The sequence below is a fragment of the Roseibium sp. MMSF_3544 genome (genome assembly GCF_030732845.1).
Classification (GTDB): domain Bacteria; phylum Pseudomonadota; class Alphaproteobacteria; order Rhizobiales; family Stappiaceae; genus Roseibium.
Window position 1 is genome coordinate 337,333 of the sequence record NZ_JASHKA010000004.1, and the last position, 18,211, is coordinate 355,543.

General features: G+C 58.7%; 15 protein-coding genes. 11 read left to right on the forward strand and 4 right to left on the reverse strand.

From position 1 onward, the window contains the following. The first annotated feature begins 29 nt into the window (after window positions 1-29). A complete protein-coding gene (locus RBB47_RS08350) occupies window positions 30-752 on the forward strand; it encodes a phytanoyl-CoA dioxygenase family protein (protein ID WP_305985311.1) in 723 nt (240 codons plus the stop codon). 61 nt (window positions 753-813) lie between these two features. On the opposite strand, the gene RBB47_RS08355 is transcribed toward RBB47_RS08350, so the two are convergent. Then, the gene (locus tag RBB47_RS08355; RefSeq protein WP_305985312.1) at window positions 814-1,296 is read right to left on the reverse strand and encodes a tetratricopeptide repeat protein; all 483 of its coding nucleotides are present in this window, start codon (window positions 1,294-1,296) and stop codon (window positions 814-816) included. 69 nt (window positions 1,297-1,365) lie between these two features. Here RBB47_RS08355 and RBB47_RS08360 point away from each other — a divergent pair, with 69 nt between their 5' ends. The 5 genes from RBB47_RS08360 to egtD all read left to right on the forward strand — a co-directional run bounded on the left by RBB47_RS08360 (window position 1,366) and on the right by egtD (window position 7,380). Then, entirely contained in the window at window positions 1,366-2,619 is a 1,254-nt protein-coding gene (locus RBB47_RS08360; RefSeq protein ID WP_305985313.1) for a cytochrome-c peroxidase, read from the forward strand. A 286-nt stretch (window positions 2,620-2,905) separates the two neighbouring features. Beyond that, window positions 2,906-4,426: a methionine--tRNA ligase gene (gene metG, locus RBB47_RS08365; protein WP_305985314.1), complete on the forward strand. Its 1,521-nt coding sequence runs from the start codon at window positions 2,906-2,908 to the stop codon at window positions 4,424-4,426. Window positions 4,427-4,970: 544 nt separating this feature from the next. Then, window positions 4,971-5,168, forward strand: a complete 198-nt coding sequence (locus RBB47_RS08370; RefSeq protein ID WP_305985315.1) for a hypothetical protein — start codon at window positions 4,971-4,973, stop codon at window positions 5,166-5,168. Continuing rightward, entirely contained in the window at window positions 5,165-6,430 is a 1,266-nt protein-coding gene (gene egtB, locus RBB47_RS08375; RefSeq protein WP_305985316.1) for an ergothioneine biosynthesis protein EgtB, read from the forward strand. Before RBB47_RS08370 ends, egtB begins: the two co-directional genes overlap by 4 nt. Further along, the gene (gene egtD / locus RBB47_RS08380; protein ID WP_305985317.1) at window positions 6,427-7,380 is read left to right on the forward strand and encodes an L-histidine N(alpha)-methyltransferase; all 954 of its coding nucleotides are present in this window, start codon (window positions 6,427-6,429) and stop codon (window positions 7,378-7,380) included. Before egtB ends, egtD begins: the two co-directional genes overlap by 4 nt. Here egtD and RBB47_RS08385 read toward each other — a convergent pair. Next, window positions 7,377-8,255 (reverse strand): LysR family transcriptional regulator, encoded by an 879-nt coding sequence (locus RBB47_RS08385; RefSeq protein WP_305985318.1) that lies wholly within the window; start codon window positions 8,253-8,255, stop codon window positions 7,377-7,379. The genes egtD and RBB47_RS08385 overlap by 4 nt on opposite strands. A 115-nt stretch (window positions 8,256-8,370) precedes the next feature. Between RBB47_RS08385 and RBB47_RS08390 the strand changes: the two genes are divergently transcribed. After that, window positions 8,371-9,858, forward strand: coding sequence for an NADP-dependent isocitrate dehydrogenase (locus RBB47_RS08390; protein WP_305985319.1), 1,488 nt, complete (start codon window positions 8,371-8,373; stop codon window positions 9,856-9,858). Window positions 9,859-9,919: 61 nt separating this feature from the next. Here the strand turns inward: RBB47_RS08390 and RBB47_RS08395 are convergent, their stop codons facing one another. Together RBB47_RS08395 and RBB47_RS08400 are read right to left on the reverse strand one after the other, a co-directional pair. Further along, complete coding sequence (locus RBB47_RS08395; protein ID WP_305985320.1) at window positions 9,920-10,546, reverse strand: LysE family translocator; 627 nt, start codon at window positions 10,544-10,546, stop codon at window positions 9,920-9,922. Window positions 10,547-10,632: 86 nt separating this feature from the next. Further along, the gene (locus RBB47_RS08400; RefSeq protein ID WP_305985321.1) at window positions 10,633-13,032 is read right to left on the reverse strand and encodes an FAD-dependent oxidoreductase; all 2,400 of its coding nucleotides are present in this window, start codon (window positions 13,030-13,032) and stop codon (window positions 10,633-10,635) included. Between the two features lie 92 nt (window positions 13,033-13,124). Here RBB47_RS08400 and RBB47_RS08405 point away from each other — a divergent pair, with 92 nt between their 5' ends. The 4 genes from RBB47_RS08405 to RBB47_RS08420 all read left to right on the forward strand — a co-directional run bounded on the left by RBB47_RS08405 (window position 13,125) and on the right by RBB47_RS08420 (window position 18,154). Next, the gene (locus tag RBB47_RS08405) at window positions 13,125-13,994 is read left to right on the forward strand and encodes a MurR/RpiR family transcriptional regulator (RefSeq protein ID WP_305985322.1); all 870 of its coding nucleotides are present in this window, start codon (window positions 13,125-13,127) and stop codon (window positions 13,992-13,994) included. 53 nt (window positions 13,995-14,047) lie between these two features. Continuing rightward, window positions 14,048-15,013: a TAXI family TRAP transporter solute-binding subunit gene (locus RBB47_RS08410; protein WP_371932758.1), complete on the forward strand. Its 966-nt coding sequence runs from the start codon at window positions 14,048-14,050 to the stop codon at window positions 15,011-15,013. A gap of 82 nt (window positions 15,014-15,095) precedes the next feature. Next, window positions 15,096-17,711 (forward strand): TRAP transporter permease, encoded by a 2,616-nt coding sequence (locus tag RBB47_RS08415; protein ID WP_305985323.1) that lies wholly within the window; start codon window positions 15,096-15,098, stop codon window positions 17,709-17,711. A gap of 14 nt (window positions 17,712-17,725) precedes the next feature. Next, a complete protein-coding gene (locus tag RBB47_RS08420) occupies window positions 17,726-18,154 on the forward strand; it encodes a universal stress protein (protein ID WP_305985324.1) in 429 nt (142 codons plus the stop codon). The last annotated feature ends 57 nt before the right edge of the window (window positions 18,155-18,211 follow it).

Here is an 18,211-nt window from a genome sequence, read left to right on the forward strand (position 1 = left end):
ATTCTGCAATCAATCTCAAGGAGGAACACATGAGCGAGACGACAATGGCGACCTTTCGCAAAAACGGCTACGCCGTTTTTCCAGGCGCTCTTTCAGAAGAAGAACTGACGCTGCTGAGAAAAACCTGCAATACCTTGCTGGACGAGCCGGTGGACGACGGCGGACACAGCGGACGGCACAAGATCGGTCTCGGTCAAAGCCGTCGCTTCCTGGCGCATCGGCATGCAGAGTTCCCGGACGTGGAGACGTTTTTGCTCGGCGAGAAAATCTCGGGCATCACCAATGCCTGCCTGGGTGTTTCCGGGCAGCTTTTCAATGAGCAGTTCGTTGTCAAAGGATCCGGCACCGGCGCCAGTTTCGCCTGGCATCAGGACGGGGCCTATGTCGGCTTCGACCATACCCCCTACCTGACTGTCTGGATTGCGCTTGACGACACCACGGTCGAAAACGGATGTGTCTACGTCCTGCCGCGCAACCTGGATGACAAGCCGGATCTCGACCGGCACGAATGGCAGGAGGACTCTAACGAGCTCAACGGGTATTTCGGCGACGAAACCGGTGAGCCCATGACGTGTCCTGCCGGAACGATCGTTGCTTTCTCTAGCCTGACGCTTCACCGCTCCGGCCCCAACACCACTGACAACCCGCGGCGCGCCTACGTGTGCCAGTACTCCGCAGTTCCGATAAAGGATCCTGAAACAGGTGAGCTCAAGAGGTTTGCAAAACCGGTCGCCGAAATCGAGGCGGCGTAGCAAAAGTTTATCAGCCTTCCCAACGCCCGGAGCGTGTCGTTCCGGGCTGACGGGGGCTATGTCACCTGAACGGGTACATCCAGACCCTATAGTCATCGACAAGGGTCAACGACCTGTCGATTTCTTCTTGGGTCATCTTCTTGACCACTTCTTCAAGCGAAATCGCAGCGTCAGGGTCTCCGCCGATAGCGGACAGCGTGTACCACATATAAGCGCGCACAAGATCCGGAGCGGGCATGCCACGGCCGACCTCGTAGTACCAACCGACGCCGGACTGCGCACCCGGATGCCCCTTCATGGCGCTTCTGAGATACCATTCGAAAGCCCGCTCGTCGTCGCGCTCGACGCCCAGTCCCATCGCGTACATGACACCGATCAGCTCCTCGGCATCGGCGTTGCCGGACCGCGCCGCCGGCCACAGCTCCTTCATAGCCTCCTCGAACTGCCCGGCCTCCATCATGTCGCGCGCCTCTTCGATTTCGGCATGGGCGGGAAGTGCCACAAGCACAAGCCCAAGGGCGGCAGCCAGCATGGTCTTCTTCATCGGCTCAGGTTGATCCCTCTCGTTGTTTTTCTGTCTGCCCCCGCTTTTGCAGCGGAGCTCCCTGCCCCTATGACCGCGGACGATTTCATCGCCTTCGACAAGAAACAGGCAGCGCTCGGTCAGCTCCTCTTTTACGACAGGATCCTGTCCGGGAACAGGAATATCGCATGCGCAACCTGCCATCATCCAACGCTTGGAACAGGCGACCGGCTCTCCCTCGGCATTGGCGAAGGTGGCGAGGGTCTCGGCAAGGCACGAACGGCAGGGACTGGTGCCGACAAGATTAAGAAAAGGATTCCGAGAAACGCGCCAGGTCTCTGGAATCTCGGCGCAAAAGAGCTTCATACCCTGTTTCATGACGGACGGCTCTCCATCGCCGACACTTACGAGAACGGGTTCAACTCACCCGCCGAGGAATGGCTGCCGGAGGGATTGAATTCGCTGCTGGCGGCGCAGGCGATCTTCCCGCTGGTCGCCCAGTTCGAGATGGCCGGCAATCCGAAGGAAAACGAGATTGCTGGTGCTGTCCATGACCGGATCGATGCCTCCTGGCCGATCCTTGCCAAACGTGTCCGCGTGATCCCGGAATATGGCGCACTGTTTGTTGACGCGTTCGATCATATCGAGAAGCCTGAAGAGGTTACGATCGCTGAAGTCGCCAACGCCCTTGCTGCTTTTCAGGCCGTCGAGTGGGCGAGTTTCGACAGTCCGTTCGATCAATACCTGGCAGGCAACGCGAGTGCCCTGACACCTGAGCAAAAGCGCGGCATGGACCTGTTCTACGGAAAGGCCAACTGCGCAAGCTGTCATTCCGGCCCGCTGCTGAGCGACCAGAAATTCCACGCAATCGGCCTGCCACCCTTCGGGCCGGGACGGACGCGCCGCTTCGATCCGATGGTGCGCGATGTCGGCCACATGGGAGAAAGCGACCAGCTGGAAGATGCCTACCGGTTCAGAACCCCCATGCTGCGCAATGTCGAGTTGACCGCACCTTATGGTCACAACGGCGCCTACCCGACACTTGAAGGTATCGTTCGGCACCATCTGGATCCGGACGGTATGCTGGTAAGATGGCAGCCGGAGATGGCAGCGCTCCCTGATGCGCCCTGGCTGGCACCGATCGACTTTGTGGTTTGGAAAGACAAACGCGAGATGGCCAGACATGCCCGTTTCCGGGACATCGAGCCTCTCGACCTCTCCGACCTGGAAGTCACCGCGCTTGTTGCTTTCCTGAAGGCGCTGACCGGCACTCAGTCCGTAACCGCGCCGCCCTTCGGCATTCCAGAAGACGTTCCAAGCGGTCTCCCGATAGACAAACCCTAAACAACCGGATTGCAAACAAAAATGCTTGCGGTCAGATTTTCGTCATTCCAGACGGTGTGGCGCAGCAACGCCATCACGTGATCCGGAAGATTGCATTGCGATTCATCGGTCGCAGGCTCGGGTCGAGTGGCTGGAAGTCCCTCCGGTCACCTGCAAAAGCACTTCGATTACGTCGTACAGGGCTTTCCATGAAATGGCGACTGTGAAATATAGCGTGCAAATACTATCTATTGGGCGGTTCCCCTTTGGGTTTGGCCAGCCCCATTGCATCTTCGAAAGCGTTTGGATGAAAAGCTACATCACGACCCCGATCTACTACGTCAACGGTTCTCCGCATATCGGTCATGCCTTCACGTCCGTGATGGCCGATATCCTGAAGCGCAACCGCCAGGCACTCGGGTGTGACGTGATGCTGTCCACGGGCGTTGACGAGCACGGTCAGAAAAACCAGGAAGCGGCCGCAGACCTGGGCATGAGCTACCAGGACTTTCTCGACATGCGCGGCAAGGAATTCCGCGAGGTCTTCGACCTTGTCGGGATCTCGTATGACTACTTCGTGAGAACAAGCCGCGAGGGCCACAAATCCGCCGTTGCCGAGATGGAGCAGTCGATCTTCGACAAGGACCTGATCGTCAAGAAGAACTACACCGGCATCTACTGCAAGGGCTGCGAGGAGTTCAAGAAGGAGTCGGACCTGACCGAAGACGGCCAGTGTCCACTGCATCCGACCATGCAGGTGGAGCACACGGAAGAGACCAACTACTTCCTGAAAATGGAGCCGTTCCGCGAACGGCTGCTGCAGCATATTGCCGATAATCCTGATTTTGTTCAGCCGGAAGCGTTCAAGAACGAGCTGAAACAAATGCTTGCGGAACCGCTCGACGATCTTTGCATCTCGCGGCCGAAAACCCGCGTGACCCTCGGCGTCGACCTCCCCTTCGACACCGATTTCGTGACTTATGTCTGGTTCGATGCTCTGGCCAACTACCTGACCAACATCGACTGGCCCAAGGAAGGGTACGAAGGCTGGTGGGCGGAATGCGAACACCTGATAGGCAAGGACATCCTGAAGCCGCACGGTGTCTACTGGCCCATTATGTTGATGGCTGCCGGTCTGCCTCTGCCGAAGAAACTCTCCGTGCACAGCCACTGGGTCGGTGCCGGCGGGGTCAAGATGTCGAAATCGATCGGTAATGTCGTCGATCCGATTGAGGTCGTGGACAAACTCGGCGTCGATGCGTTGCGCTGGTACCTCGCGCGGCACATGCGCGCCGACAGCGACAGCCAGATCTCCGTGGACCTGATCACGCAGAGCTACAACAGCGAGTTGGGCAACAAGATCGGCAACCTCTTGTCGCGCGCCGCGAAGTTTTCCAAGGCCCGTTTCGACGGAAAACTGCCTGCACCGGGACCGCTGTCTGCAGAAGATGAGGCGATCCGCAAGGCAGTGGTTTCGGCGACCGAAGACATGGGCGCGTGGATCGATCTTGCCGATATCCCGGCACGGGTGCAGTCGATCATCACGGTTGCCGACGAAATGAACAATTATTTCGCCGAGCAGGCCCCTTGGGACCTTATCAAGAATGAAGAGACCAGAGAACGCTGCCAGACTGTGATATACGTGACGCTCGATTGCCTTCGCGTCGTCATGGAAGCTCTGAAGCAGGTCATTCCGGGTTCGGCAAACAGGGCGCTTGCGATGCTGAACGCACCGGAAACCTCCTGTCCCTGGACACCGGAACTCGACAAGCTGCAGGGCAACAGCGACCTCGGCGAGATCGAGACACTGTTCCCCAGGGTGCAGTAACCGAACGGCTACCAGCATGCGGTCCCCGGCCTGATCCGGGGGCCACACACTTCACTGTGTGCCTTGGTCTAAGCCCGAGGTGTCCAACGCACAATTGGACTCCCTTTTTCTGCGGTCGCGCCACGGCGCAACTATAGGGTCCTTGCTGCGACTTTTCCCTCATCGGCAATATGTTTTCGAAGCAAAGGCACTGCTAGGGCTGCCGGATCAAGTCCGCTGCTGCCTGACTGTCCAAAGGTACGCGGTCCATCAACTTGAGCCGGACTGCAATGGTTTATTTCACCAAACCACTAACACGTCGGCTCTGACCGCCGGACAAACACAGGGCTGCACCACGAATGCGCAAGGCGTAGGCGATTGCCCCTGGCTCCGCACCCCTGCTCACGCGCTTGTGAACACCTTCCCGGTCCAATCCTGACGGGCAGGTGTCAGGAGCTGTCTCCTAGTTTGAACGGTGCCGAGTGTGGTCGATCCCCGCTCAGGCAGATCAATTGTCCGCTGAAAATCAAAGATTTGCAGATAAAATACCCATGGAACGGCAAATATGATGCTTGTTGAAACATTGCTGAAAAAAATCAACAAGGGCCTGATTCAGGACTGCACCGCGCATTTATGCACCGGTGCGGTGCATTTCCCAACGTTGGATTTCGACCGTCGATCCTTACCTTCAACCCGCTTGGTGGCAGTCACAGGGCGGGCCGGAGGCATCAACGCCGCCGCCCTTGTGGAGGGAAATACATGACCTACCTGGATCATCGGAGCGAACCGGCTCCGGCTTCCGATCTGTTGGACTTCTTCGACGCAACAAGAACGCAAACAGAGCACCTTGTCTCGCCGCTCAACGACGAGGACATGGGTCTCCAATCCATGGAGGACGCAAGCCCGCCGAAGTGGCATCTGGCGCACACGACCTGGTTCTTTGAAGAATTTATCCTGAAGCCGTCCCTGCCCGGTTATCGTGCCCGGGACGAGCGTTTTGCAGTGCTTTTCAATTCCTACTACGTTCAGGCAGGCCCGCGTCACACGCGGTCGAAACGCGGGCTTCTCTCACGTCCGACCGTTGCCGACGTCATGGACTACCGGGCGCGGGTTGAGGACGCACTTCGCAACGGCCTTGAGCAGAACAGCTTCGCATTGGAGGAAAACCGGCTTGAGGAGCTGGTCACGCTCGGCTGCCATCACGAAATGCAGCACCAGGAATTGCTCGTTACCGACCTCCTGCACGCATTTTCCTTCAATCCACTCCTGCCGACCTACATTTCGAAATCGCCCAGCGCGGTTCTGCCGGTTCAAGAAGCCGAGTGGACCAGTCATGACGGCGGCCTCGTTGAAGTCGGTCATGACGGCAACGGTTTTGCCTATGACTGTGAAGGCCCGAGGCACAAGGTCTGGCTGGAACCTTATCGTCTGGCAGGCCGACCCGTCACCAATGGTGAGTGGATCGCTTTCATGGAGGACGGGGGCTACGATACCCAGACGCTCTGGCTTATGGAAGGCTGGACAGTGCGTGAAACCAATGGCTGGGACACGCCGCTATACTGGTGGCGGCAGGACGACCAGTGGTGGACGTACACGCTCCAGGGCCCACGCCCTGTCGACCTTTCTGCCCCGGTCGTTCATGTCAGCTACTACGAGGCAGACGCCTTCGCTCGTTGGGCCGGCCACCGACTGCCGACGGAAGTGGAATGGGAAGCGGCAGCAGAGCTTACCGAAGTCAGCGGCAATTTCATGGAAGCCGGGTCCCTTCTTCCACTTGGCCGCGAACCAACCCTGTGGGGCGATGTCTGGCAGTGGACCAGCAGCGCCTTTTCGCCCTACCCGGGCTTTCGCCCGCCTGACGGGGCCATCGGCGAATACAACGGCAAGTTCATGGTGAACCAGATGGTGCTGCGCGGCGGGTCCTGCGCAACCCCGAAGCTTCAGATGCGTTCTTCTTATCGAACCTTCTTCTATCCACATCAGCGCTGGCAGATGCTGGGGCTCAGACTGGCGGCAGATCAATGACCAAACACGTTCCTCCTGATCCCAAGGACAAAGCCTTCCTGTCTGACATTCTCGCAGGTCTGAAGGCGCCGCAAAAAACAATCTCCAGCAAATGGCTCTATGACGATGTCGGGTCGCATCTGTTTGAGGCAATTACGGAACTAGACGCCTATTATCCGACCCGTATCGAGCTCGGCATCCTGCGGGCGAATGTGCGCAACTATACCCGGCTTCCCGGAGCGCGCGGCGCCCTGGTTGAACTCGGGAGCGGTTCAAGCCGCAAGACCAATCTGCTGCTGGATGCGTTTGCAGACCTTTCCGTCTATATGCCGATCGATATTTCCGGCAACCACCTGAAAGAGGCAGCCGAGCGTGTCCGCCGCGCTTACCCGTCGCTTGCCGTCATCCCGGTTGCCGCCGACTTCACCCAACCCCTCGGGCAGTTGCCGCTTTTGCCCGAGCTTCCGGTTCTCGTGTTCTTTCCAGGCTCGACGATCGGAAACTTTGAGCGGGATGAGGCCGCGGCGCTCTTGAGCAATATCCGTCTCGCCATGCCAGGCGCCACGATGATTGTTGGTGTCGACAGGCCAAAGGAAGAGGACGTGCTGCTGGAAGCTTATGACGATCCGGCGGGCGTGACCGCGGCCTTCAATCTCAATCTGCTGCAGCGGATCAATCGCCGCCTCGGCGCGGATTTCAGTCTGAATTCCTTTGCCCATAGGGCTGTTTGGAATGCAGGTGAAAGCCGTATCGAGATGCACCTGGAAAGTCTGGCGGACCAGTCAGTTCAGGTGGAGGGAGAGACGATCGTTTTCAGAAAAGGCGAAACAGTCCACACCGAGAACTCGCACAAATACGACGAGGATGCCTTTTCCGGGATCGCGGATCAGGGCGGCTGGCAAGTCATCGACCGGCACTTTGACGACCGGAACTGGTTTTCTGTCTATACGCTGCAAGCCGGAAACGGTTAGGACAACCCCGCAAGGTCCCTGTTCGCTTCCTCTTCGAACGCTGCTTCAAGGACGTCGGCCAGGCGCCGGGCGGCAAGTCCGGCGTCGGAAGCGGTGGCGAGCAGGACCTCGGTGTTGTCCAGAAACGGCATGCGCTGCCCATTGTCGGTAAAGAGGTCGGCCGGAGCCATGTGGCTTGGCAAGACCGCCACGCCCAGCCTGGCACGAACAGCCGCAAGCGTTCCGGCCAGCGAACTGCAGACGTAAGCAGCGCGCGGCTCGAAACCTTCGCTGCGAATCGCTTCAAAAGCCCGTTTTCTGTAGACGCAAGGCTCCGGACTGACCGCCAGCGGCAAGCCGGACTTCGGACTGAACAGGCTCTCGTCCGCCGCGACCCAAAGCAGCGGCTCGTCCCAAACACGCTGTCCGCCGATCGCCGCCGCGGGTTCGCGCTTGAGCAGCACCACATCCAGAGCGCCTGACCGGAACTTTTCAAGAAGGTTCAGCGTCAGGTCGCAGGTCACTTCCAGACTGGCTCCCGGATAGGCTTCTGCGTAATCCGCCAACGCTTTCGGCAAATAGCTGGTGGCAATGTCTTCCGGCGTTCCGAGCCGGACCAGCCCTGAAACCTCGTGACCGCGGAATGCGGAAAGTGCCTCGTTGTTGAGCTCCAGGATTCGCTGTGCGTAGTCCAGAAACCTGGTACCGGCAGGTGTCAGAACGACATTTCGCGCGGTTCGGCGTAACAGCCGTTCGCCAACCAGATCCTCCAGTTTTCGGATCTGCAACGAGACGGCAGATTGGCTTCTGAAGAGGCTCTCGGCAGCTTTTGTAAAACTGCCGGTGCGGCTCGTCAGAACGAAGGCCTTCAGCAACGCGGGGTCGATCGTGTCCATGAGTTCACCATTATGAGTTTTCTCAATCCAAATACTGAAAATTATTAATTTCCGCAATTCGATCAAGCCCCCTACATCAGGCGCGAACACCGATACGACCCTTCAGGAGAAAAACATGAACGTTCACAGTACCCAGGCCGCCTATTCGATTGCGCCAGCCAAGACCGCTCAGGTCGCCGTTGCCTATGGCGACGGGATCGGTCCGGAGATCATGAGTGCGGCCTTGCGCTGTCTGCATGCGGCAGGTGCGGAGATGGATCTGCAGGAGGTCGTGCTCGGTGAGAAGGTGTATGAAGCCGGACACACGTCCGGGATCATGCCGGAAAGCTGGAATGTGCTGCGATCGGCCGGTGTTCTGTTCAAGGGCCCGATCACGACACCTCAGGGCGGCGGTTACAAATCGCTGAACGTGACGATCCGGAAGTCGCTCGGGCTGTTCGCAAATATTCGCCCCTGTGCGGCGCTGACGCCCTTCATTGCCTCAAATCATCCGGGTATGGATGTGGTCATCTTCAGGGAAAACGAGGAAGACCTTTACGCAGGTATTGAGCACAGGCAAACGGACGAGGTCTTCCAGTGCCTGAAGCTTGTCTCCGTACCCGGAACGGAAAGGATCATCCGGCACGCCTTTGAATATGCCCGGTCAAACGGGCGCAAGAAGGTGTCCTGTTTTTCCAAGGACAACATCATGAAACTGACCGACGGTCTGTTTCACAGGATGTTCGACAAGATTTCGGCCGAGTATCCGGAAATTGCCGCCGATCACTGGATCATCGATATCGGTGCCGCAAAGCTTGCTTCCAATCCCGAGATGTTCGACGTGATCGTGACGACCAATCTCTACGGTGACATCATTTCGGATATTGCGGCAGAAATCAGCGGGTCCGTCGGGATCGCACCGTCCGCCAATATCGGCGAAAGCTTTGCCATGTTCGAGGCAATCCACGGATCGGCGCCTGCGATTGCCGGTCAGGGCATCGCCAACCCTTCCGGTCTGATCCTCGCCGGTGCCCAGATGCTCATTCACGTTGGTCAGCAAAGCGCTGCCAGCAGGCTTCAAAATGCCTGGTTGAGGACGATCGAAAGCGGCATCCACACGCCCGACATCTACTCGCCCGATCAAAGCAGGGCAAAAGTGGGAACGGAAGAGTTCGCCGATGCCATCATCGACAACATGGACCAGCTCCCGAAACTGCTGCGCCCGGTCTCCGTTCAAAGTCGTCAGACACCGCTGAAGGTCTCCACACCGGTACGCCCGGTCCCAGCCCATAGGCGGCTTGTCGGTGTAGACCTCTTTGTCCGGGACACAGTCATAGATCCGAATGATCTGGCAGTAAGGCTTATAGCCGCGACACAGCAGTGCACCGGGAAACTCACAATGATCACCAACCGGGGCGTCAAGGTTTGGCCGGCTGGTTTGCCGGAAACCTTCAAGACCGACCATTGGCGGTGCCGCTACGAGCACGATGAGGGTCAAATGACACAAAAGGACGTCGCGGACCTGATCATGGCCTTGAGCAACCGGGAGATCGAGGTGATCAAAACCGAAAACCTTTACACCTTCGACGGCATTCCGGGCTATTCGCTCGGCCAGGGTCAATAACCTTCCTGCGCGGCTTGCGCCGGGTTCATGAACCGCTCCGGAACCCTTAAACCGGAGCGGTCTACCTTTCTGCGATCGCCAAGCGCAGTGCGAGTGCGCCAAAGACCGTGCCAGCGACACGATTGAGCCAGACCTGTGCTCTGGGCGAGCGGCGCAAAAACGTGCCGAGCACCCCACCACCGAGCGCAACGCAACCAAAAACAAGAATGGTCGCGACTATGAAAAGGCCGCCGAAGAGCAGTATCTGAACCGGCACGGAGCCCCTTGCCGGATCGGCGAATTGCGGCAAGAAAGCCAGGAAAAAGATCGCAATCTTCGGGTTGGTCACGTTCATTACAATCCCGCGCCGGTAAAGCGCCTGGACAGAAAGTGCAGGTCCATCGTCGTCAGGCAAATCGGCACTGCCGGCGCGAAAGGCCTGATAGGCCAGGTAAAGCAGATAAGCTGCCCCGATCAGCTTGAGCAACGTGAACGCAAGCGCGGATGTCTCGAAGATCGCAGCAACGCCAAGCGCAACAGCCACCGTATGTACGATCAAACCAGTGCACAGACCTATCGTGACGACCAGACCGGCAAAGCGCCCGTAGAGCGCTGACTGGGTAAGGACGAAAACATTGTCCGGCCCCGGTGCAAGGCCGAGCGCAACTGCGGCAACAAAAAAGACACTCAGGACATCAAACGGAATCACGACGCACCCTCCAAAGTCTTCAAGGACGAATGAACGGTGCGCCGCAACAGGTCAAGCCCGCGGGATATGAGGGCCGGAGTATCGTCTCACGACGGGCGCATGCGTGCACCGTCCGGGTCAAACAGCGGACCGTTGGTGACAACCGCCCTGGAAAGATCACCAGCGATGTCGACATCGACAACGGCGCCCGTTGCCAAAGGCTTCTCGACATGTGCGAGCGCAATAGGCTTGCCAACGCGATAGCCGTAGGCGCATGTCGACGTCTGACCGACGACGTCGCCGTCAATAAGCAAGGGTTCGTGACCAAGCGGAACGGCGTCCGCATCCTCGAAGCTGAGAGACACAACTTTCGAGACGGCACCTGCACTCTTGCGTGCGGCAACCGCTTCTGCGCCAAGGAACCCGCCCGCCTTGCGGGTCATGGCGTCCAGGCCGACGTCAACGGGAGTCATGTCACTGTCCAGCTCATGCCCCATTGCGCAAAACCCTTTTTCGACGCGCATCGACGTCTGGGCAAAAAGACCGGCAGGTGTCGCCCCCGCCTCGGTCAGAGCCTTGTAGATGTCCGATGCATTTTCTGACCGGCAGGTGATTTCCCAGCCAGCCTCGCCGACATAAGACAACCTTGCAGCACGCACATGATGACCCGCTATATGGGCTTCACCATGTTTGAAGTAGCCGATCCCGTTGAGCTCCGGCGCGCCTACTTCGCCCGCAATGCGCTCGCTTTCCGGCCCCATCAGCCCCAAGACCGCATACTCTTCGGTGCTGTCGGTGAGCGTCACGTCGAAGCCATCTGCGTGCCTTCCAAGCCAGGCAAGGTCCTTCTTGATGGCATTGGTGCCGACAAAGAGACGATAATGGGTCTCAGTGATGCGCTGGACAGTGATGTCGCTCTCGTAAGTGCCGCGATCGTTCAGGATTGCGGTGTAGATTACCGACCCGGGCGTGCGGCCAACATAACCGGCACAGATTTTCAAAAGAAAGGCTTCGGCGTCAGGTCCCTCGACCTCGATCTTGCCGAAGGGCGATGCGTCGAAAATCGCTGCGGTTTCATTTGCTGCCCGCACCTCGGCCTGAACGTTCTCAAACCAGTCAGGCTTGCCAAATTTCAAAACCGGCTCTTCGGTCTTGCCGAAGTAGAGCGGACGCTCCCAACCGTAAAACTGGCCGAAATGAGCTCCGGCGGCGCGGTATTCTGTGTCGAGCGGCAACTTGCGCAGGTTCCGGCCCGTCTTGAATTGTTTGCCCGGAAAGGCAATGTCGTAATGCGTCCCCAGGACCTCAGGTGCACGCTCCATGAGGTGGTCAACCGAGTTGAAGACCGGCGCAAACCGCTTCGCGTCAGCCTCGCCGAGATCATAGGCCGGCGCGCCGTGAATGATCGTGTGAGCAAGGTTCATCCCTGCGCCGCCGCCGGCCGCCACCCCGACCGAATTCATGCCGCAGCCCAGGAAGAGCCCGCGCGTCTCGGCAGTCTCGCCGAGCATGAAGGTTCCGTCCGGCGTGAAGCTTTCCGGACCGTTCAGCAGCATTTTGACTTCCGCGGTCTCCAGTGCCGGCAGGCGATGAAGGGCGTTCATCATCATCGGCTCGAAGTGATCCCAGTCTTCCGGAAGCAGGCCGAACTCGAAAGTCTCCGTCAGAACGCCGGGTGCGATCGGTTTGCCCATCGGTTCGAAGCAGCCGACCAGCAAGCCGCCGCTGTCGTCGCGGATGTAAAGATGATTGTCATGGTCACTGAGGGTCGGCGTATTGCCCACGATGCCCTCGACGGGCTTGGTCAGAAGGTAGAAATGCTCGCAGGCGAGCAACGGCACTTCGGCAGCGGCCATAGCGCCCACTTCGCGCGACCAGAGACCCGTGCACAGCGCGATCGCATCACACATGACGGTGCCTTTGCTGGTCTCCACGCCTTTCACCCTGCCGTTTTCGGTCAGGATGCCGGTGACCCCGGCCTTTTCGATGAATTTAGCCCCAAGCGCCTTGGCGCGCTTGATCAGCGCGGCGCACACGTCGGACGGGCTGACCCGGCCGTCATCCGGCGACCAGACGGCTCCCAGGACATCCTCGTCGTTCATCAGCGGCCAGCGTTCCTTGGCCTCCCCGGCGCTAATGGACGTCGCAGGAATTCCGTAGGCTCTGGCAAGCGCCTCCTGCCGCTTGATGTGCGTCAGGCGGTCTTCGTTGGTCGCGATCGAAAGCGAGCCCTTCTGGATCCATCCGACCGCCTGCCCGGTTTCCTTTTCGAGTTGGCTGTAAAGCTCGACGGAGTACTGGATCATGCGCGTCAGATTACGGGAATGGCGAAGGGCACGAACCTGGGCAGCGGAGTGCCAGGTGGTGCCGGACGTCAATTGGTTGCGCTCCAGCAAGATTGCGTCGGTCACGCCCATCTTGGCGAGATGATAGAGGGTTGAACAGCCCATGATCCCCCCGCCGATTACGACGACGGGAGCATGCGTGGGAAGGGAATGAAAGGACATCGGGGGACTTCCACGTCAGCGACAAAAACTGCGGCACCGAAACATTTGTTTCAGGGTTTGACAAGATAAAAAACAAATGAAACAGTAAACAAATGGAAACTAATTCGCCGCCCCAGATCCGGACTGCTATTTCGGCCAGCTATGCTGAACTGAGCGAGACACTGCGTATAGCAGCAGACTATATCGCTAAAAATCAAGTGGAAATCGCGACGAGAAGCCTGAGATCGGTGGCATCTGCAAGCGGCGTATCCCCGGCAAGTTACACGAGGCTTGCCCGTGCAATCGGATATTCTGACTATGAAGCGCTTCGCGAACAGGCACGATCTGAGCTGAGCAAGCGCGAAGAAGACAGTTTTCAGGACAAGGCGCGGCGCCTTCGATCCGACGCCGACCTGCCCTTGCTGCCGCGGCAGGTCGCTGCCTGTATCGACAATATTCAAAGTCTGATCGACGACATCGACCCGGAACTTCTGGAACAGGTCGTCGACCGTCTGGCCAGTTCCCGCAAGATCGTTGTTATCGGCGCGTTGGCCTCTGCCGGGTTCACCGACTATTTCGCCTATCTGGCAAAGTGGTTCGATGATCGCTGGATGGTTGCCGGCCGAAACGGAACGGCGCTCGGCACCGCCCTTTCCGGGCTTGGGCCGCAGGATACGGTGCTGATCATCTCCAAACATCCCTACGCGCACCGGTCTGTGCGCGCGGCCATGGTTGCCGCGGCAAGCGGTGCAAAAGTCATCGTACTGACCGACAGCCATGCTTTTCCGGGATTGCAGTATGCTGACTTTCACTTCATACAACGCACTGAAAGTCCAAACTTTTTTTCGTCTTACGCAGCCACGCTGGTCCTCATAGAAACGATAACAGGCATGCTGGTTGCGCGAGCCGGGTCCGAAGCGGAAGCCCGGATCCAGGAGGTCGAGAAACATAATCGTTTGCTCGATGAGTTTGAAAATGTCTAGGGTGGAGATCCACGCTGGACAAAAGAAGTTTAACAAGAGGGAAGCCTAGTCAAATGATGATGAAAATGAACCTTGCAGGCGCCGTTTTGGCGTCAAGCATCGCATTCACCGGCGCAGCGTCCGCAGAAGAGTTCATAACCATCGGTACCGGTGGTGTGACGGGCGTTTATTATCCGACCGGTGGCGCTATCTGCCGTCTCGTCAACAAAGGCCGCAAGGACCACGGCATTCGCTGCTCGGTCGAATCCACTGGCGGTTCCGTCTACAACACCCGCACCATTCGCCAAGGCGAGCTGGACTTCGGCGTGGTTCAGTCGGACGTTCAGGCAGCAGGTCTTGCCGGAACAGGCGCGTTCGCCGACGACGGAGCTTACCCGGAACTGCGCGCGATCTTCTCCGTGCATCCCGAGCCGATGCATGTCATGGCGCGCGCCGATGCCGGCATCAACTCGCCTGAAGACCTGAAAGGCAAGAAGGTCAATATCGGTAACCCGGGTTCCGGCACACGCGTTCTCGCAGAGACGCTGATGCAGTACACCGGCCTGACCGCAGACGATTTCTCGCTCGCCGCTGAGCTGAAGTCCTCCGAACAGGCTGCCGCGCTTTGCGACGGCAAGCTGGACGCGGCAATCTGGGCCGCCGGTCTGCCGAACGGTTCTTCCCAGGAAGCAACGTCTACCTGCGACATCAAGATCGTCCCGCTTGCCGGTGAGCCGATCGAAAAACTGCTGGCAGACAACTCCGCCTATGCTGCTGCCACAATTCCGGGCGGCATGTATCCGGGCAACGCGGACGACATTCCGTCCTGGGGTCCGAAGGCAACCATCGTGACCTCTGCCAACACGTCTGACGACGTCGTTTACGCGCTCGTTTCTGCAGTCTTCGAAAACTTCGACGACTTCAAGAAACTGCACCCGGCCTTTGGCCGCCTGGTGGAAGGCGAAATGATCAAGGATGGTCTGACCGCCGACCTGCACCCGGGCGCGGTGAAGTACTACAAGGAAAAAGGCTGGATGTAATCGGCCGCTGAACTTCCCTGCAGCCCGGATTTCCGGGCTGCAGGTCCATTAAGCTACTAAAAATTTGCGGGTTGGGGACAGCATGACCGATAAATCGGCAGAAACCGCGTCAAATGACCTTGACGACATTGTAGCGGAGGCCGACACCGGCGCCCGCGCACCCAAGGACAGTTTTTCAAGAAACGTTCTTTGGTATGTGCCTCTGATCTGGTCCGTCTACCAGCTCTGGATCGCCTCACCCCTTCCCTACCTGATCGGCGTTGGCGTTCTCAACGACACGCAGACACGTGCGATCCATCTCGGTTTTGCAGTCTTTCTGGCGTTTGTCGCCTTCCCGGCCTTCAAGAACAGCCCCCGTCATTACATTCCGAAGCTGACATGGGCGACTGCGATCGTCGCCGCGATCGCGTGTTCCTATCTCTGGTGGGACTATAGGGGCGTTGCCGACCGTACCGGCATCCCCAACACCATGGACCTCATCATGGCCGGGATCGGCCTGGTACTGTTGCTGGAAGCAGCGCGGCGGTCGCTCGGCTTCCCGCTGATGGGCGTTGCCCTGTTCTTCATGGCCTATGTCTTCTTTGGGTCCTGGGACGGTCTGCCGGACGTTGTGCGCTGGAAAGGCGCGTCCTTCGAAAAGGCGATGAGCCATCTGATGTTGACCACCGAAGGCGTTTACGGCGTCGCGCTCGGTGTCTCCTCCGGCTTCGTCTTCCTTTTCGTCTTGTTCGGAGCGTTGCTCAACCAGGCCGGCGCGGGCAACTACTTCCTGCAACTGGCCTTCGCGGCACTCGGCCACTTGCGCGGCGGGCCGGCAAAGGCCGCCGTCATCGCCTCAGCGGCGACCGGCCTCATTTCCGGTTCCTCGATCGCCAACGTCGTGACAACCGGCACCTTCACCATTCCTCTCATGAAGAAGGTCGGTTTCTCCCCGACAAAAGCCGGCGCGATCGAAGTGTCGTCCTCGATCAACGGCGTCCTGACACCGCCCGTCATGGGCGCGGTCGCCTTCCTCATGACCGAATATGTCGGCATTTCCTACGTGGAAGTCGTCAAGACGGCCATCGTCCCGGCCGCGATCTCCTACATCGCACTTGTCTACATCGTGCACCTTGAAGCGCTGAAAAGCGGTATGAAGGGCACCTCCACCATGAACAATGTCACGTTCCTGCTGGGCGCGATCTTCATCATCGCAATTTCGATCGTTATTGGTGGCGGCACGCTGTTCATTCTTGGCTATATCGTCGACCTTTTCGATGCCACGCTCGGAGGTGCATCGACACCCGCCCTGATCTGTCTGCTCGGTGTCGCCTACATCGCTGCGGTCTGGTACGCCTCGAAGGGTCCGGATCTCAACACCGATCTCGACACGATGCAGCATCTGCCGCCCGTCGGCGTGATCTTCAAAACCGGCATCCATTACCTGCTGCCGATCCTGCTGCTCATGTACCTCCTGATGATTGAGCGGAAATCTCCGGGCCTGTCCGCATTCTGGTCAGCCATCCTGATGCTCATCATCCTGATGACCCAGAACCCACTGAAGGCCTTCTTCCGGGGCGAAGGGGAAACGGCCCGCCACATCAAGGAAGGCTGGAACGATCTCACGGAAGGCCTTGTCATGGGCGCCCGCAACATGATCGGTCTTGCGGCTGCCATGGGTGTCGCCGGTATCATCGTCGGTTCCGTGACGCTTACCGGTGTCGGCCAGGTGATGGCGGAATTCGTCGAATTCCTGTCTGGTGGCAATCTGCTCGCCATGCTGTTCTTCGTTGCGCTGATCTCGATCATCCTGGGCATGGGCCTTCCGACAACAGCCAACTATATCGTCGTCTCCTCGCTGATGGCGGGCGTTGTTGTTGAACTCGGTGCGCAGGCCGGTCTGATCGTGCCGCTTGTCGCGGTTCACATGTTCGTCTTCTATTTCGGGATCATGGCGGACGTGACGCCACCTGTGGGGCTGGCGAGTTTTGCCGCCGCGGCCATATCCAAAGGTGATCCTCTGAAGACCGGCTTCCAGGCCTTTTTCTATTCGATCCGTACCGCCTTGCTGCCGTTCCTGTTCATCTTCAACACGGACCTTCTGTTGATCGACGTGGGACCTGTCCAGGCAGTCTTCGTCTTCATTGTGGCGCTCATAGCCATGCTGCTCTTCGCGGCAGGGACGATGAACTACTTCATCGTGAAATCGAGGCTCTGGGAGAGTGCGGTGCTCCTTCTGATCGCATTTACGCTCTTCCGACCAGGTTTCTTCCTGAACATGGTGGCGCCAGAGTTTGAAACGCGACCGGCTGACCAGGTCTACCAGATGGCGCAGGACGCGCCCGACGGAACCTCGCTTCAGGTCCGCCTGACCGGCGAAAACCTGGAAGGCAATCAGATCGACGCGAAGTACCTGTTGCCACTCGGGCCCAAGGGCGCCGACGGTGAAACGCGCCTCCTGGACAATGCAGGCGTCGCCTTCCGCGACGAGGGCGGCACACTGTTCGTCGATGATCTAGCCTTCGGCGGTCCGGCAGAAAACCTCGGCATCGATTTCGACTGGGAGCTGAAAGAACTTGAAGTGGCCGCAGAACGGCCGCCGAAAGAGCTCTTCTACCTCCCTGCCCTGCTTGTGCTCGGTATCGTCGTGCTTCTGCAAAGACGCAGACTGTCGCGCGCAGAAGCGAGTGAATCAGATCCGGCCTCCGCGGCAGCCTGAAGGGAGCAAGCGACATGAAAAAGAACGTTCTCGCGGCAATCGATCTGACGCATCTGCACGACCAGAAGCACATTCTGGAAGAAGCGAAACGCTTTGTTGATCAGGATGGCGGCGTCCTGAATGTCATGACCGTCCTGCCTCCCCTCGGAGGCGCATGGGTTGCGACATGGTTCAAGGACGATGCGGAAGAAACCATGTTGCAGGAAGCTGACAAGACGCTCCACGCCTTCGTCACTGACACGCTTGGCACCGACAAACAGGCCCGGCACATCGTCAGTCACGGAACCGTCTATGAGGAAATCCTCGAAATGGCCGAGCGGCTTTCGATCGATCTGATCGTGATGGGCGCGCACAGACCAGAACTCAGCGACTACCTGCTCGGCCCGAACGCGGCCCGCGTGGCCCGGCATTCCAAGTGCTCGGTCTATATCGTTCGAGAATAATTCCGGCGCCCCGGTGCGGCGACAGCCGATGGCGTACCGGGGCTGGTACTTTCGCCT